Below are 14309 nucleotides of genomic sequence, written 5' to 3'. Positions count from 1 at the left end.
TCTCACTTGGTCCACTTCCACATGGCGGGGTGGAAGTTGGCGAGCGAGTCCTGGGCGAAGCCGCCGAGGCCGCTCCTGACCACGGAGACCTGGTAGTCGGGTTCCGGCAGCCAGATCACGGGGAGGTCCTTGGCCAGTGCGGCGCTGTACTTCTGCATGGCGGCGTCGGAGGAGTCGGTGGTGGTCTCGCTGATCAGCTTGTCCACGGCGGCGTTGGAGTAGCTGCCGAAGTTGGAGCCGCCGCCGGTGGCGAAGAGCGCGTCACCGCTCGGGTAGGCCGGGAAGTACCAGCTGCCGGCGCTGCCGAAGAAGGACAGCTGCCACTTGCAGCCGGACTCGCCGGCGGTGCACTGACCGGCCTGCGAGAGAACCGAGTTGACCGGAGCGGTCTTGATGCCGAAGCCGATGCCGGACTTGGCGAAGGACGACTGGAGCGCGCTCATCAGGTTGTCGGTCACGGTCGAGCCGGACTGCGACAGCACCTGCATCTGGAACTTCGTGCCCTTGTCCACCCCGGCGCCGCACTGGTCGTCGCCGCTGCCCGGCCCGGTGCAGACCATGGTGCCGCCCTGCTCGGTCCAGCCGTGGTCGGTGAGCAGCTTCTTCGCCTTGGCGGTGGAGAAGGGGTACGGGTTGTTCTTCTGCTCCGAGGAGACGAATGAGGAGGTCTGGCCCTGCGGGACGGGCCCGTAGGTGGAGACGGCGGTGCCGTTGAAGATCACCTTGGAGAGGGTCGCCTGGTCCACCGACATCTGGATCGCCTGGCGGGCGTAGAGCTGCTTGAAGACGGGGCCCATGGTGGGGTTGTTGAAGTTGTAGGGCATGTACGTGATCGCCCAGCCGGCCCACGGCTTGAGGGTGTAGCCCTTGGCGGTGAAGGACGCTTCCTGGCTGAGGTTCGTGGCGTTGATGTAGCCGTAGTCGACCGTGCCTGCCCGGAGTGCGTTCTCCTCGGCGTCCGCGGTGGTGAACGGGAGCAGGTTCACCGTCTTGATGTTGGCCTTGCCGCCGCCGTCGTACTTGGCGTTGGCCGACAACTGCACCTTGCCCGCGGTCGAGAACGACTTGATGGTGTACGGGCCGCTGACCGTCTTCCAGAGCGGGTCGGTGGCGTAACCGGAGATCTTCTTGGCGGCCGTGTTGAGGTACGTCCAGACCTTCTTGGCGCCCGCGGGGGTGAGGTCGAGGTCCGATATCTTGCCCGCGTCACTGGTCTTGTCCCAGACGTGCTGCGGCATCGGGCGGATCATGCTCAGCTCGTTGGCGAGCATCCACTGCGTGTTGTACGCCTTGTCGAACGTGATGGTGAAGTGCGTGTCGTCCACGATCTTCAGCGAGGTCCAGTTGTCCGGCGCCTTGCCCGGGCTGTAGCTGGCCCAGTCCTCCTTGTTCGCCTTGACCAGGTTGAACCAGAACTGCACGTCGCGCGAGGTGATCTGCTTGCCGTCGCTCCAGTGCCGGTCACCGAGGGTGATCGTGACGCTCTTGCTGTCCTTGGCGAACTCGGCGCCGGTGGCCAGCGAGTTGTCCTTGTTCCAGCCGACCTTGCCGGTGGAGCCGTCGTACGCGATCAGCGGCTCCCAGAGGGACTGGGAAATCGAGGAGTTGTTGGTGTTCAGGTGAGCGGCAGTGCCGACCGGGAGGATCCAGTTCGGCGTGAAGTTCGCCGGCAGCGCGTAGTTGATGCTGTCCGACGAGCTGGAGCCGGACGAGGTCGTGCCACCGCCGGAACAGCCGGACAGCAGAACGGCCGCCGTGGTGGCGACGCCCGCGGCGAGGGCCCAGCGGCGGCTGGTCGCCGTGCGGGTAAGGATCATGACTCTCCTCGGATTGAAAGGGCCCGCAGCCGCTCAGGGGGGTCGGCGCTGCGTTCACGACAGCTAACGCCGCTGTTGTCGAAGAAACAAACAAGAATTAATAACAAGTAAGTTACTGCACTTTCGACGAAAGTCCTCTCGCCCCATTTCTCCCGACCACTTGGGGTAGTTAGGGGGGATATAGGGGATTTTACGGGTGACGCACTTCCTTCATGACACTGTTCCCCTGTGCGAAGTGCGGGCGTATCGTCTGCGCCACATACCCCGTTGCGGAAGTAACTTTGTACATGACTGGAATAAGTGCGTGGGACCGCAAGGCCACGAAAGGGACCCCCTCCCTCGCCGTGCGCGTCCTGGAACTCATCGCATCGGGCCAGGCGACGTCACGCGCCGAACTCGCCGAACGCCTCGGGGCGGCCGCCTCCACCATCTCCCTCGCCGTGGGACACCTGGTGGAGCGCGGACTGGTCGCCGAGGAGGGCACCCAGTCCTCCACTGGCGGGCGTCCCCGCAAGGCGTTGAGGATCGGGAGCCGTGACGAGTTCGCCGTCGCCGCCGACCTCGGCGGCCGGCACGCCAGGATCGGCGTGGTGCTTCCGGGCGGCGGCCTGAGCGACGTCTCGACCGTCCCCTTCCAGATCGCCGACGGGCCCGAGGCGGCCTTGCCACGGCTGGCCGAGGCCCTGGAAGCACTGGTCGAACAGCGCGGACCCGGCCGCCTGCGCGGGGTCGGGCTCTCGCTGCCCGGACCCGTGGACATCGTGTCGGGATCGGTCGTCCGCCCGTCGCGGATGCCCGGGTGGAACCGCTTCCCGGTCACCGCCTGGCTGGAGGAGCGCTTCGGCGTCCCGGCGGCCGTGGACAACGACGCCAACTGCATGGCGGTCGGCGAACACACCGTTCGGCTCGACGGGCACGCCCAGACGATCATGGTGAAGATCGGATCCGCGATCGGAGCGGGCGTGATCGCCGAGGGGCGCCTCTACCGCGGCGCGACCGGCGCCGCCGGGGACATCACCCATATCCGGATCGACGCCGGTGCCGGTATCCCCTGTTCCTGCGGCAACACCGGCTGCCTGGAAACCGTGGCGTCCGGTGCCGCTCTGGTCCGCATCCTGCGCGAGCGGGGGGCGGATGTGAACAGCACCGAGGACGTGGCCCGGCTGGCCCTCGACGGCGATCCGCTGGCCACCCGCACGGTCCGCAGGGCCGGCGACTACCTGGGCCAGGTGCTGGCCGCCAACGTCAACTTCTTCAACCCGGACGCCGTCTACCTCGGCGGCATTTTCTCCACCCTGGAACAGTTCGTCGCCGCTGTGCGCAGCCGGCTCTACGAGAGCTGCCACCCGCTCGTCACCGAGCACCTCACCATCGAGCGGACCAGGCTCGGCGCCGACGCCGGACTGGTCGGCGCCGGGCAGTTCGCCCTCCAGCGCGCCCTGGCCCACGCCCTGCACGAGGTGGGCGGAACCGACCGGTTCGGCACTCTCGCCCCCCGTCACCTCTGACGCCCGACCCCTACGAGGAGCCATGTCGCAATCCCGCACCGCAGCATCCCGCCCGGTCATCGCCATCGCAGGGCTCGGCATCGAGTCCTCCACCTTCTCCCCCGCCCGGACCCGGGCCGCCGCCTTCCATCCCTCGCGCGGCGCCGAGGTGCTGGACCGCTACCCCTTCCTGGCCCCCGGTGAGGAACTGCGCGAGGCGGCCGACTGGCACGGCGCCCTGGTCGGCAAGTCGCTGCCGGGAGGCACCGTCACCGCCGCCGCCTGGACCGAGCTGACCGACGAGCTGATCGAACGGCTCGCCGCGCTGCCTCGCCCGGACGGCCTCTGGTACGACATTCACGGCGCGATGACCGTGGAGGGCATCGACGACGCCGAGGCGGTCCTGCTGGAACGCATCCGCGCCACCGTCGGCCCCGACGTCATCGTCTCCACCTCGATGGACCTGCACGGCAACGTCTCCCGCGAACTCGTCCACGGCAGCGACCTGATCACCTGTTACCGGATGGCCCCGCACGAGGACCACATGGAGACCAAGGAGCGGGCCGTCCGCAACCTGGTGGAGCTGCTGGCCTCCGGGGGACCCCGGCCGGTCAAGGCCTGGGTGCCGGTACCGGTGCTGCTGGCAGGCGAGCAGACCTCCACCCGGATCGAGCCCGCCAGGAGCGTGTACGCGGCGGTGGACGACGTCGAGGCCATGGACGGCGTGACCGACGCAGCCATCTGGGTCGGCTACGCCTGGGCCGACGAACCCCGCAACCGCGCCGCGGTGGTGGTCACCGGCACCGATCGGGCCGCCGTGTCCGCCGGTGCGGAGCGCCTGGCCCAGGGCTTCTGGAAGGCCCGCGACGACTTCGCCTTCGTCGCCCCGACCGGCACCTTCGACGGCATCCTGGACGAGGCCCTGGGATCCGACCAGCGCCCGTACTTCATCAGCGACACCGGGGACAACCCGACCGCGGGAGGTTCCGGTGACATGACCTGGGGCCTGACCCGGCTGCTGGCCCGCCCGGAGTTCCGGGAGGACGACGGCCCGACCGTCATCTACGCCTCGGTGCCGGGACCGGCCGCCGTCGCGACGGCCGTCGCCGCCGGTGTCGGCGCCACCGTCACGGTCACCGCCGGGGCGGAGGTGGACGACCGGCACGCGGGCCCGGTCACCCTGACCGGCACGGTGCACTCCGTCCGGCACGGCGACCGCGACGCCCGGACCGAGGTCGTGATCCGGGTGGGCAGTGTGTACGCGATCCTCACGGAGCTCCGCAAGCCCTACCACCACGAACACGACTTCACCGACCTCGGCCTCGACCCGCGGGGCGCCGACGTCGTGATCGTGAAGATCGGCTACCTGGAGCCCGAACTCTTCGACATGTCGGTCGGCTGGAAGATGGCGCTCACCCCCGGCGGTGTGGACCAGGACCTGGTACGTCTGGGCCACCACCGCATCCGCCGCCCGATGTTCCCGTTCGACCGCGAGATGGCCGACCCTGACCTGTCGGCCCGCGTCATCCCCGCCTCCGACCAGCCGCTGACCGGGGAGGACGAGTGACCGCCCGCCCCGCCCTGGAGATCGCCGTCACCTCACCGGCGGGCGCCCGCACCGCCAGGGAGAACGGCGCCGACCGGGTCGAGCTCTGCACCGCGCTCGAACTGGGCGGCCTGACCCCTTCGGCCGCGCTCGTCGAGGCGGTCGCCGCGGAAGGGCTGCCGGTCCACGTGCTCGTCAGATGCCGGCCCGGCGACTTCGTCCATGACGCGGAGGAGATCGCACTCATGGTCGCCGAAGTGCGGTCCGCCATCGCCTCCGGCGCCGCCGGGGTGGTCATCGGCGCGCTCACCGCCGACGGCGCCCTGGACACCGTCGCGGTCGCCCGCCTCGCCGAGGCGGCCCGTGCCGCGGGCCGCCCGGTGGATGTCACCCTGCACCGAGCCATCGACCAGTCCGCCGACCCGGTGGCCACCGCCGCCCTCCTGCCCTCCCTCGGCCTGACCCGGGTCCTCACCTCGGGCGGCGCTCCCGTCGCGGCCGACGGGCGGGCGGCGATCGCCGCGATGGTCACCGCCGCGCCGGGAGTGCAGGTGATGGCCGGCGGCGGCATGCGCCCCGCCGATATCCCGGCGCTGGCCTCGGCCGGTGTCGCCTCCGTCCACCTCTCCGCCAAGGCCCGCGCGCCTCGCCGGCTCGACGGCACCTGGATACCGCTCGGCGCGGGCGGAGCGTCGGCCGAGCAGGACACCCACTTCGTCACCGACCCCGAGGTCGTCGCTCAGGCGCGACGGGCACTGGATGCGGTGGGCTGACCGCCGCCCCGCGCATGACGGCGCCCCCGCCCTTTACTTCACGGGCGGGGGCGCCGTCGTGCGCGGGGTGCGAAAGCTGTCAGCAGCCGCCGCAGTTGTAGTACGTCACGTCCCAGTGGTTGCCCTCGTCCGCGTAGACGTTGCCGGAGCCGGACTGGTACTGGGGTGCGCCGTCACCACGCAGGCCGATGTAACTGAACACGCCGTGCACGTAGTTGGTGAGACAGGTGGTCTTGCCGAAGTCGAGCTTGTAGCCGTTCCAGTGCGAGTACGTGCCGCCGGCGTGCCCGGTCTCGGTACCGCCGGTGATGTTGAGCGCGCAGCCCGTGGCGCTCTTGAGGGTCTGGGCGCCCTGGGCGGTCGGCAGGTTGAGCTGGTCGAAGGAGGTGCAGGTGGCGACGTTCCGGTTGGAGCAGCCGCCGGACGACGACCAGGTGACGCCGGACGAACTGAATCTGGCGGTCGCCTGGCTGTGGGTGAGCTTGGTGACGGCGTAGGCGTCCGTCGTACCGGTGACGACACCGATTCCGGGGGCGAAGAGGACACCGAGGACAAGGGCGAGGGCGGTCAGGGCGGGGCGCAGCGTCATACGGGACACCATGGGGGGACTCCTCCTGTGCATGACAATGGGGCATGAAGGATATTGCCCGAGTTCTACGCGCGTCCGCCAGAGGGCCGGCGGTGACGGTCGCGTGAACACGCGCCACACCCGGCCCCCGCCGCGCTCCCTTCCGTAACAGTCGTGACCACAGATGTTGAACTTTGAACAAGATAGGTCTACAGTGAATCTCGTTGAAGGTTAAACAACTACTTCGAGCCCCGCTCGATCACGTCCCCGAGGAGGAGCCATGGCTCTGTTCAACCGCAAGAACAACGACGCCCCCGCCGCCACCACCGTCGCCGTCGACCCGGCCCTGGCCGCCCTCACCGGCGACTACGCGATCGACCCGGCCCACAGCAGCATCGGCTTCACCGTTCGTCACGCGATGGTCACCAATGTGCGCGGCTCCTTCGGCGAGCACGAGGGCAGCCTGAAGCTGGACGGCGGCAACCCGGCCGACTCCGCCGCCTCGATCGACGTCAAGATCGCCAGCGTGGACACCGGCATCGCCGACCGCGACGGCCACCTGGTCAGCGGCGACTTCTTCGACGCCGAGAAGTTCCCCCTCATGACGTTCCGCTCGACGTCCGCCGAGCAGCTCGGCGGCGACAAGTACCGCGTCACCGGCGACCTCACCATCAAGGACGTCACCCGCCCGCTCGCCATCGACCTGGAGTTCAACGGCTCCGCGACCGATGTGTACGGCAACGAGCGCGTCGGCTTCGAGGGCAGCGCGGACATCCTGCGCTCCGACTGGGGCCTGACGTGGAACGCGGCGCTGGAGACCGGCGGTGTGATGGTCAGCGACAAGGTCAAGCTGAACTTCGACATCTCCGCGATCAAGGCCGCCGCACCGCAGGCCTGATCCCCGGGGGAATCCCCGAACCGAGCGCGCCCGCCTTCCGCCCCCGCCGGGGAGGACGGCGGGCGCTCGGCGTGCTGTGGCGAGGCGCCGCGCGCGGGTGAGCGCGCTCTGCCCCAACTCGCCGAGCCTGGCCAGGGGATGCCGGACAACGGCCGCTTCCGTGCGGTCCGGTGCCGTGGCCGGCAACGCGGCGTCGGAGTCCAGTCGGGCTTTGAAGTACGGCTGAAGCTGCCGCAATCGCGGAAAGCCGTGTCCGAGGACCGCTCGAATCCAACGGTCCATACTCAACGGGCCTGCCCGGCAGGTGTGCCCGAGCGCCCGTGATCGGTGCGGCCTTCGCCTCGTAAGCCTCGCCGACCGCAACGACGTCGTCCTCAGTGCGCGATGCGCCATCGGACGCGCTCGCGCTCGCACAGGGGCAGTGCCACCGAGTGGTCGCCGGTCGCGCAATCTGGTCGTGCCGATGATGTGGCCGTTGCTCCCCAGGTCACCCGACGGCAGCGCGTCTTCCCCACTCGCTCCTTTCGTTGAGGCTGAGGGGAAGTGCGGACACATATGAGGCACAGGAGGGCGGTACGGGTGCACGAGGGAAACGAACTCACCAAAAGACCACTCGCCCGGCCCTATTCACTCTGCAAGGGTGCTGCGCGCCGATTGGGTCACCTTATCGTTCCAGCGTTTCGCCTTTCTTCCTGCGAGGGAAGGTGGCCAGGAATTCCACGGTAATTGGAGCGGGCCATGAGTCAGGAAAATCCCGCCGCCACCGACACGGACGAATAGGCGCTGGACCGCACCCTGTTCCACGAAAGAGCGGAGGCAGCCGCCGCCTCGAATATCGCGGACACGAGTTCCCGGACGATCCTCATGCGCGAGTTCCTCGCTGCCGGCGCCAACCACACCCACACGTTTCAGGCGCCATGAACTTCCCAGGGCGATTTTGCGGCGGACTGCGGGACACGCGACTTCAGAGTCCCGCACGGGGGCCGTCGCGGATTTTGTCATCGCTTCAAAAATTTGTGCTTCAAATAAACAGAGATCGCTTTGACAGGCCCCTCCGCTGCGCGCCTACTTGAGAAGAGAGGAAAAAGAACGCGCGGCAGGAGGGAAATCATGACTGAAAACCCTGTTCTCAGAGGTGCCGCAGGCGCTGTGTGGTCGGACTTCTGTGCCGTCTGCCCCAGTCCGGAGGCACGGGACAGGATGAACGCTGAGCTGCAGAGGCTCCGAGGTGAGTCTCCGATTGCCCGGCAGTTCGTGCCGAGCGGGCATCCACGGATGCGCGGATTCGACGACAACATCATGCTCCCCCCCGAGGTGTTCACGGCCGGCACCCCCTCCGGGGCCCTCCGCAGAGCGGCTGCCGAACGTGCCCCGCTCAGGGGTGCCGTCCGGGTGGTTGCCGTGCTGGTGGACTTTCCGGACAAGGAGATGACCGCGAGCAAGGAGCACTACGAGAAGCTCTTCTTTTCAGAGGGCGAGCTTCCGCACGGCAGTGTGCGCGACTACTATCGCGAGGTCACTCACGGTCTGGTCGAAATCGTCGGCGAGGTTATCGGTCCCGTACGGTTGCCACACGAACTCTCCTGGTACGCAAACGACAACTTTGGCATCGGCAAACCGACCGGAGAGCCCCGCGCGCAGCTCATGGCGCGGGATGCCGCGATACTCGCCGACCCGTTGGTCAACTACGCGCCCTACGACAACGACGGCAACGGATTCGTCGACGCCTTCATGGTGCTCCACTCCGGATCCGGCGGTGAGGCCACCCTCAACCCGGGCGACATCTGGTCCCACAAGTGGGTCCTGCCCAACACCTTCCATGCCGACGGCTCCAACATCTTCGCGTACCTCACCATCCCCGAGGACGCGAAGATCGGCGTCTGCGCCCACGAGCTGGGGCACCTGCTCTTCGGTCTGCCCGACCTGTACGACACAGACGGAAGCTCCGAGGGTGTCGGCAACTGGTGCCTTATGGGCGGCGGCTCGTGGGGCGGTGGAGGAGACATTCCGACCCATCCGTCTGCTTGGTGCAAGCTGCAGCAGGGCTGGGTCGACCAGGTCGACGTCACCGAGGACGGCAGCCTCACGCTGCCCAACGTGCAGGCCAGCCACCAGGTGCACCGGGTGTGGACCGACGGACTGCCGGACAAGGAGTATTTCCTGCTCGAGAACCGTCAACAGATGGGCTACGACGTTTCGTTGCCCAGCCACGGCCTGCTCGCCTGGCACATCGACGAGGGCCAGCCGGACAACACCGCCGAACCGCACTACATGGTGGGTCTCGTCCAGGCGGATGGCAAGCAGGACCTGGAGTGGGGCCGGAACCGCGGTGACACCGGCGACGCGTATCCCGGGAGCAGCGCCAACACTTCCCTCACCCCGGCCAGCCGGCCCAGCTCCGTGTCGTATGACGGCGTGCCCACAGAGGTGTCGATCACGGACATTTCGGAGTCTCGCACCCTCATTACCGCGTCCGTCTCGGTGAGTGCGGCGCCTGCGGTCCAGGACCCGGGAGTCCCCGTCGGCGCCCGCGCCCGAAAAGCGGAACTCGAACTGCCCGGAACGTCCCGGAACCTCGACGACCTGCGGCAACGTATTGCCGACCTGGAGCGGACGGTACGGCGGTATCCGTGGGAGAGCGTCGAGGGCCATCTGAGGGAGGCCAACCACTCCGCCCCGATCAGCAGCGCGAAGAGCAGTGCCGCGCCCGGCCACATGTCCCGTTTCGACACCCCGTACAACTGACTGACAGGGCGCTACGTCATGGTCCAGGTGATCGAGAACCGTACCGCCCTGAAAGTACGGCTGCTCTCCAAGGAAGCCCACCCCCGCCTGGCCGGCTGGGACCAGGTGGGGGTTCAGGTCCTCGATGCCAGGGCGATACCCGGCTTCACCGACCTGCTGTCCCGCCATGTCGGGCAGCGCCTGGAGGTGGCCGTTCGCACTGAACTGCTGGCGGACGCGGAACCAGGCGACACCATCCGGATGCGAGCCCGGGTGACGGGACCGGGACAAGTGGCCGCCGAGAGCCGTCCGGAGCCCGGAGACCTCGTCGTCGAACCCGGGTAAGCACCTGGTCGGCGTCCACCCCGTAGGGGGAGCCTCCCCGTGGCTCCCAGCGGCCTGTCGGGGTAGAACCGCACGTCCCGAGAGCAACTGGAGCCATCATGGCCAAAACCTCCCGGCGACAAATCTCCCGCATCGTTGGCGTGTCCTGCCTGGCTGCCACCTTCGCCCTGCCGGGTGTGATCACTGCTGGCGCAGCGCCTGATGCAGCCACTCGTGTCACGACCGCGGGACCGGCTCGGACCACACCCCCGACGCCGAACCCGTCATCGCCCGAGACGCCACCACCCGTGGACACGCAGCCGGCTACACCGCCGTCTTCCGACACCCCACCATCAGCCGACACGTCGACGTCGTCGGAATCGCCACCCCCGGACTCGTCGCCTCATCCAAAAGAGCCCGGGGAGCTGAAGGCGGAGGTGGAGGAGCGGACAGCGCAAGCGCCGGAGGAAGTAAAGGGTGAGGTGAAGAAGGCGCTGGCCACAGTGCTGGACCTCATCGAGGACCCGAACGTGACGCCGGAGGATCAGGCCACCTACATGAATATCGCGGGAGGGGTCACTTCAACACTGAAAGCGATCCGGGATCCGGATGTGACGCCGGAGGATCGGGCCACGTACATAGGGACCGTGAAGGCGATGAGCGCAGCGACGATAGAGGCTCTGGCCCCGACGTCACCATCACATGCGCCACAGACGCCCAATCAGATGGTGAAATCCCTGGGGAATATCGGCGCGGGGCTGGTGGCATCCCACGACTCACAGTCGGCGCCGGATAATTCGAAGGACCGAAAGAGAATCCAGAAGATCTTCGAGGAAGCCTGCAACGCCCTTCGGACGGCCCAAGATCCGAAGGCATCACCGGAAGATCGGAAAGAAGCGCTCAAGAAGGTGAAGCAGCGGATCGAAGGGCTCAAGGACTCCCAATACCTAAAATTGATCAGGGAGATCAAGCATTACAAGCCGTGGGCAGCATGTGTCGAGACGGTCGAAAACCGAACGCGTCAGGTCGGTTGGTCAGACGGATCTCTCTGGGGTCTTTCCAGTCCGTCGTGCGTTGCGTCGGTGGCTGAAGGTGCCAGCCAGGAGAGCTCGACGTGGCATGGACTATTGGTGTGCGTGCAACGAAACCCGTTCTCTTCGTGTGCGGAATACATACCCGAGGATTGACAGGGGCGAGTTGCCCTGCGGCACCCATCGCAGCTCGAATCCGGACGACCGTGGACTCAGCGCCGCAATGGCGACAACCCACGGACTCCCTTCAGACGCGCGCCTGTGAGACGCGCGTTGGTCAGGTCCGCACCAGTCAGGTCCGCACCAGTCAGGTCTGCCCTGGTCAGGTCAGCCCCGGTCAAGTTCGCGCCGCTCAGGTCCGTCTTGGTCAAGTCAGCCCCGGTCAGGTCTGCGTCGGTGAGGTCTGCGCTGAAAAGTTTCGCGTAGGACAGGTCTGCGTCAACCAGGTCCGCGCCGTTCAGGGCCGCCTCGAACAGAGTCGCGCCGGTCAAGTCCGCGGTGCGAAGGGTGGTGCGGCTCAGGATTGCGCTCGTCAGGAGGGCTCCGTTCAACTTCGCTCCTGTGAGCCGCGCGGCGGTCAGGTCCGCGCTGTTCAACTCCGCCTTGTTCAGGTTTGCGTCGCCCAGGTCCGCGCCAGTCAGAAAAGCGCCGAACAGGCGTGCCCCGGTCAGACTTGAGGTACGGAGGATGGTGTGGGTCAGGTTCGCGCCCGTCAGGTTCGCGCCGTTCAGATCTGCGCCAGTCAGATCTGCCTCGTGAAAATCCACCGCAGCGAACTTGCTGCCGCCTTGGCCCGATCTCAGACCCCTCAAGTCGGTACGGCTCACATCAATGCTGAACGCCTCGTCAATGTCGAGCGGCCGTCTGGCCAAAACGTCCAACACAGCCGCGACATCAGTTGGCGGGGAAACCGCTGGTGTCGTGGTTTGCTGACTTCTGGCGCCGTCTCCGGAAAGGGGGGCATGCCGCCGTACGTACGCGGTCAGGACGGAGACGACCGTGGGGCGGTCTCGGACGGAGTCCTGCATGATGCGCTCCAGACCGTAAATCCCCCCCAGGCGCACATCCATGGAATCCGATCCCAGGTTGGTGATCGCAGCGTTGAACCGGTTGGTGATCTGTCCCTGCTCACTGATTCGCAGTTCCTTGCTGGCCTGCCCTACCTGCATCCAGGTAAACAGCAGTGCAGCCAGCGCAGCTAGTCCCGGCAAGCTGACCACCACCAGTCCGAACCAATCCATCTGACTGCGGACCTTGGGACTGCTCGCCTTTGATGCGCGTCTTCCTTGCCGACGGCGTCTCCCCACGGCGCGCCGGTGTGCAATTCGGCGGAGCTGTCCAATGCCAAGGTCTCTGGTCACCATCCCCATGGCACGCTATCGAGCCGAAGCACCTATGAAGCCACACCGCAGGGGCACACGAACGGGCGCGCACAAGCCTGTGAGTCGACGGCCAGCCGTCAGCCCATGCTCTTCGCGCCGTCGATCGACTCACGGATGATGTCGGCGTGGCCGGCGTGCTGAGCGGTCTCGGTCATGATGTGCATCAGCACCCGGCGCGCCGACCAGTGCGCGGTGCCCTCGAACCACGGGGCCTTGGGCAGTGGCTGGGTGGCGTCCAGGTCGGGGAGGGTGGCGATCAGCTCATCGGTCCGGCTGGCCGCCTCGGTGTAGTCGGCGAGGACGCCGGCCAGTGTCTCGCCGGGCAGCATGCGCATTTCGTCGGCCCGCCGCGTCCAGTCGGCCTCGGTCATCGCGGTGAAGTCCGGCATGGCCGACGGGCCGATCACGATGAAGTTCGCCCAGCTCCGCTCGGCCCCGGTGACGTGCTTGATGAGGCCGCCCAGACACAGCTCGCTCACCGTGGTGCGCAAACCGGCCTGCTCGTCGGTGAGGTCGCGGGTGGTGAAGCGGAGGAAGTGCCGGTGCTTGGCCAGCATCTCCAGCAGATCGGAGCGCTCGCCGGTGAGGGCCGGGGCCTCGGCCGCGTCGGGGATGGTCGTCTCGCTGGCGGTCATGATCGCTGCCTTCTGTCGTCGTTCCTGTTTCGCCGTCAAGGAACACGCTAGAAGCCGTATAGGTCAGGTCCCGACCTGAATGGCGGAGCAGATGCCCGATGCCCTGTCTCTCTGCCATGTGTACGAAGTCCCGCTGTTCTGCAGGCACGCACGGCTGGGTACCGGTCATGTGTGAGCAAGCTCCGGAGTGTTCCGGCTCGGCGTCCCGGTCTGAATGTCGAAAAACCATGACCCGATCCGCATCCTCCTGCCGGCAGAACCTCTGGATGTCCGACCACGACCTGCCAGGATGGCCACATGGGGAAGAACAGGCCGGTGCGCAGGCTCGATCTCGGGTACTTCGTCCGGCCCGCCTCGGAGACGGACAGCTCACAACCGCGGGTCGAACCTGTCCTTGCCTACCTGGTGCAACACGACCAGGGGCTGATCCTCTTCGATACCGGCATCGGCGATGCGGACCCCGGGACGGAAGCCCACTACCGACCCCGACGCCGCTCGTTGCAGGACGCCCTGTCAGCGTCCGGAGTCGCCCTTGACGACATCTCCATGGTCGTGAACTGCCACCTGCACTTCGACCACTGCGGCGGGAACCCCCTTCTGGGCGGCAAGCCCATCCTGGTTCAGGACGTCGAACTGGCCACTGCTCGTCAGGGCAACTACACCTTCGAGGAACTCATCGACTTCCCTGGCGCAACCTACGAGGAAGTCGCCGGCGAAACCGAAGTCCGGCCGGGGATCTGGATCATTCCGACGCCTGGGCACACCCCGGGGCACCAGTCGCTGGTCGTCCGGCAAGGCGACGGCACCGTGGTCCTCGCCGGCCAGGCACACGACTTCGCTTCCCACTTCGCGTCCGAGCAGCTGGCCCGCCACGCGGCACTTGACGGCATTGAGCAGCCACTCCCTCCTTATCAGCACTGGCTGGATCGGCTCGCCGACTTCGACCCACGGCGCGTGCTCTTCGCCCACGACTGCTCGGTCTGGGAACCGCCGCAATCCGAAGGCCGCTGAACCCGGCTCTCCGGTACATGCCACGCGTCGAACTGCCCACACGTAAGCGGGACAACAACCTCGGCCGGCGTGTCCCACACAGGACCAAGCACCTCAGGTCACGGCCTCGCACT

12 protein-coding genes are annotated in these 14309 nt (G+C 67.3%); 8 read left to right on the top strand and 4 right to left on the bottom strand.

What is annotated here, in order from left to right:
* Positions 1-2: 2 nt before the first annotated feature.
* Positions 3-1817, bottom strand: coding sequence for a peptide ABC transporter substrate-binding protein (locus tag ACIOEW_RS21090; protein WP_362556661.1), 1815 nt, complete (start codon positions 1815-1817; stop codon positions 3-5).
* Positions 1818-2104: 287 nt separating this feature from the next.
* On the opposite strand from ACIOEW_RS21090, the gene ACIOEW_RS21085 reads away from it, so the two are divergent.
* Genes ACIOEW_RS21085 through ACIOEW_RS21075 form a run of 3 tightly spaced genes read left to right on the top strand, consistent with a single transcriptional unit; the run spans position 2105 to position 5623 of the window.
* Entirely contained in the window at positions 2105-3325 is a 1221-nt protein-coding gene (locus ACIOEW_RS21085) for an ROK family protein (RefSeq protein WP_401965111.1), read from the top strand.
* 22 nt (positions 3326-3347) lie between these two features.
* Complete coding sequence (locus ACIOEW_RS21080; RefSeq protein ID WP_362556657.1) at positions 3348-4871, top strand: M81 family metallopeptidase; 1524 nt, start codon at positions 3348-3350, stop codon at positions 4869-4871.
* The gene (locus ACIOEW_RS21075) at positions 4868-5623 is read left to right on the top strand and encodes a copper homeostasis protein CutC (protein WP_401965110.1); all 756 of its coding nucleotides are present in this window, start codon (positions 4868-4870) and stop codon (positions 5621-5623) included. The genes ACIOEW_RS21080 and ACIOEW_RS21075 overlap by 4 nt, the downstream gene beginning before the upstream one ends.
* Before the next feature lie 79 nt (positions 5624-5702).
* On the opposite strand, the gene ACIOEW_RS21070 is transcribed toward ACIOEW_RS21075, so the two are convergent.
* Complete coding sequence (locus ACIOEW_RS21070; protein WP_401965108.1) at positions 5703-6224, bottom strand: hypothetical protein; 522 nt, start codon at positions 6222-6224, stop codon at positions 5703-5705.
* 247 nt (positions 6225-6471) lie between these two features.
* Between ACIOEW_RS21070 and ACIOEW_RS21065 the strand changes: the two genes are divergently transcribed.
* The 4 genes from ACIOEW_RS21065 to ACIOEW_RS21050 all read left to right on the top strand — a co-directional run bounded on the left by ACIOEW_RS21065 (position 6472) and on the right by ACIOEW_RS21050 (position 11324).
* Positions 6472-7089 (top strand): YceI family protein, encoded by a 618-nt coding sequence (locus tag ACIOEW_RS21065; RefSeq protein ID WP_362556651.1) that lies wholly within the window; start codon positions 6472-6474, stop codon positions 7087-7089.
* Between the two features lie 1275 nt (positions 7090-8364).
* Positions 8365-9834, top strand: a complete 1470-nt coding sequence (locus ACIOEW_RS21060; protein ID WP_401965106.1) for a M6 family metalloprotease domain-containing protein — start codon at positions 8365-8367, stop codon at positions 9832-9834.
* 18 nt (positions 9835-9852) lie between these two features.
* Positions 9853-10158 (top strand): hypothetical protein, encoded by a 306-nt coding sequence (locus ACIOEW_RS21055; protein WP_362556648.1) that lies wholly within the window; start codon positions 9853-9855, stop codon positions 10156-10158.
* Positions 10159-10445: 287 nt separating this feature from the next.
* Positions 10446-11324, top strand: a complete 879-nt coding sequence (locus ACIOEW_RS21050; RefSeq protein WP_401965104.1) for a hypothetical protein — start codon at positions 10446-10448, stop codon at positions 11322-11324.
* A 56-nt stretch (positions 11325-11380) separates the two neighbouring features.
* On the opposite strand, the gene ACIOEW_RS21045 is transcribed toward ACIOEW_RS21050, so the two are convergent.
* The gene (locus ACIOEW_RS21045) at positions 11381-12409 is read right to left on the bottom strand and encodes a pentapeptide repeat-containing protein (protein WP_401965102.1); all 1029 of its coding nucleotides are present in this window, start codon (positions 12407-12409) and stop codon (positions 11381-11383) included.
* 218 nt (positions 12410-12627) lie between these two features.
* The gene (locus tag ACIOEW_RS21040; protein ID WP_401965101.1) at positions 12628-13185 is read right to left on the bottom strand and encodes a DinB family protein; all 558 of its coding nucleotides are present in this window, start codon (positions 13183-13185) and stop codon (positions 12628-12630) included.
* A gap of 297 nt (positions 13186-13482) precedes the next feature.
* On the opposite strand from ACIOEW_RS21040, the gene ACIOEW_RS21035 reads away from it, so the two are divergent.
* Entirely contained in the window at positions 13483-14196 is a 714-nt protein-coding gene (locus ACIOEW_RS21035; protein WP_401965100.1) for an N-acyl homoserine lactonase family protein, read from the top strand.
* Positions 14197-14309 lie beyond the last annotated feature (113 nt).

The organism is Streptomyces sp. NPDC087901, assembly GCF_044742205.1.
Taxonomy (GTDB): Bacteria; Actinomycetota; Actinomycetes; order Streptomycetales; family Streptomycetaceae; genus Streptomyces.
This window is presented reverse-complemented; position numbering and strand designations above follow the sequence as displayed.

What these genes read in the sequence shown, in the direction of transcription:
- ACIOEW_RS21090 (WP_362556661.1), bottom strand. Translation starts at nt 1,817, where the DNA reads ATGATCCTTACCCGCACGGCGACCAGCCGCCGCTGGGCCCTCGCCGCG.
- ACIOEW_RS21085 (WP_401965111.1), top strand. Translation starts at nt 2,105, where the DNA reads ATGACTGGAATAAGTGCGTGGGACCGCAAGGCCACGAAAGGGACCCCC.
- ACIOEW_RS21080 (WP_362556657.1), top strand. Translation starts at nt 3,348, where the DNA reads ATGTCGCAATCCCGCACCGCAGCATCCCGCCCGGTCATCGCCATCGCA.
- ACIOEW_RS21070 (WP_401965108.1), bottom strand. Translation starts at nt 6,224, where the DNA reads ATGGTGTCCCGTATGACGCTGCGCCCCGCCCTGACCGCCCTCGCCCTT.
- ACIOEW_RS21065 (WP_362556651.1), top strand. Translation starts at nt 6,472, where the DNA reads ATGGCTCTGTTCAACCGCAAGAACAACGACGCCCCCGCCGCCACCACC.
- ACIOEW_RS21060 (WP_401965106.1), top strand. Translation starts at nt 8,365, where the DNA reads ATGCGCGGATTCGACGACAACATCATGCTCCCCCCCGAGGTGTTCACG.
- ACIOEW_RS21055 (WP_362556648.1), top strand. Translation starts at nt 9,853, where the DNA reads ATGGTCCAGGTGATCGAGAACCGTACCGCCCTGAAAGTACGGCTGCTC.
- ACIOEW_RS21045 (WP_401965102.1), bottom strand. Translation starts at nt 12,409, where the DNA reads ATGGATTGGTTCGGACTGGTGGTGGTCAGCTTGCCGGGACTAGCTGCG.
- ACIOEW_RS21040 (WP_401965101.1), bottom strand. Translation starts at nt 13,185, where the DNA reads ATGACCGCCAGCGAGACGACCATCCCCGACGCGGCCGAGGCCCCGGCC.
- ACIOEW_RS21035 (WP_401965100.1), top strand. Translation starts at nt 13,483, where the DNA reads ATGGGGAAGAACAGGCCGGTGCGCAGGCTCGATCTCGGGTACTTCGTC.